This is a genomic window from Saccharopolyspora sp. NPDC045941 (assembly GCF_056431445.1).
On the sequence record NZ_JBWKKU010000168.1, the window covers coordinates 1 to 1,261 of the forward strand.

At 61.1% G+C, this 1,261-nt stretch carries 1 protein-coding gene; it reads left to right on the top strand.

Going from position 1 to position 1,261, the window contains the following annotated elements; genetic code table 11:
- Positions 1-218 (top strand): hypothetical protein (locus AC07FN_RS45905; protein ID WP_478401386.1); only part of this gene is annotated, 218 nt, incomplete at its 5' end.
- Positions 219-1,261: the final 1,043 nt, after the last annotated feature.

The following is a 1,261-nucleotide window of genomic DNA, read 5'->3' on the forward strand; positions in this document are numbered from 1 at the left end:
TCTTGCGACGCCGGGGAAAGCTGCCGAGCGTTAGTCACCGCCACCCTCACACCATAACCAACGAACACGCCACATTTGAGTTACGCATCAATAAGGCCGCAGGCATCCCACTCGACGGCGACAGAACCGTGCTCTCCGACAAGAGTCTTGCCGCAGCCGCTTCGGCATGCCGCGACTTCATCGAGAGACTAGATCTGGCAATCCAAGCCAGAGGCTGACCAGCTCGCGTATGCCCCACCCGGAATCGCGCGCTATGGCACGGTCAATAGTGACGGGATACCTGTCGATCGGTCGCGCTGGCATGGGAGACCAGGGCATCCACGGGCCCCGCGCACTCGGGTGTCGGTCCTGCTGAAGGCTCCGCAGACCAACAACGTCGGCCCCGCGCACGCGGAGATCGTTTCTCGTAGCGTGTCTCCATCTGGGGGCCTCGCGCACACTCCGGTACGCCTCATCCGAGCGTCAATGGAAAAGATCCGCTCAAGGGCAAATTCTTCGATCGTCGCTGAAGTCATCATCGCTACCGACTCTGAACCTCAGCCCAATTTGGACGTTTCCACACCTCGCTGTGTTTCAGCGTAGCTGATCGCGCTGAGCAGCGATGATTCCGGCACTGCTGTGTGGTTCACCGTGGTTCAGAGCGCGTCACAGCGGACCATAAACCATGGATAAACAATGGCCTCCCCAGGGACGCGAAGCGGAGGTTGCCCACGCGCCGGAACTCCGACCACACACCTGAGACGACTGCCACGCCCGCCATACCACGCCCTCGTTCGCCGCACACCATGCCAAGTCAGGGACCTGTTGCACAGCCTCGACTGGCAGTTACCGTCCGTGACATCTCAGTCATGCAAATTCTTATTGAGCCGGAGCGAATCGACCGGTTCCGCGAGCCGCCTCATCCAGCAACGCACAGACGAGTTTGACGCCGCCCGTACCACCAACAGAGAACTGACCCGGTCGCTCAACCAGGCACCGAGATAATCGACTGAGCCCTCACCGTCACACCCAGCCGGGGTCAGCTGGCGACCGGGCTCCGATTCAGCGTCCACGGGATTCGAAGCTTGGCTACCGGCAGCAGAGAGGACATCACAGTGAGGTGATCTCAGTGGATTTTGCCGTGTTCGTGGTGGGTGAGGGTGAGTGCGGCGCGGACGATCGCGGTGGAGGAATAGTCAAGACCTGTGGGTCAAGATTGTTTAGGCGGCGGTGGGTGGGGCGTGGTCGTCGGGGCGTTCGACGAGTTTGCCGCCCTCGAAGC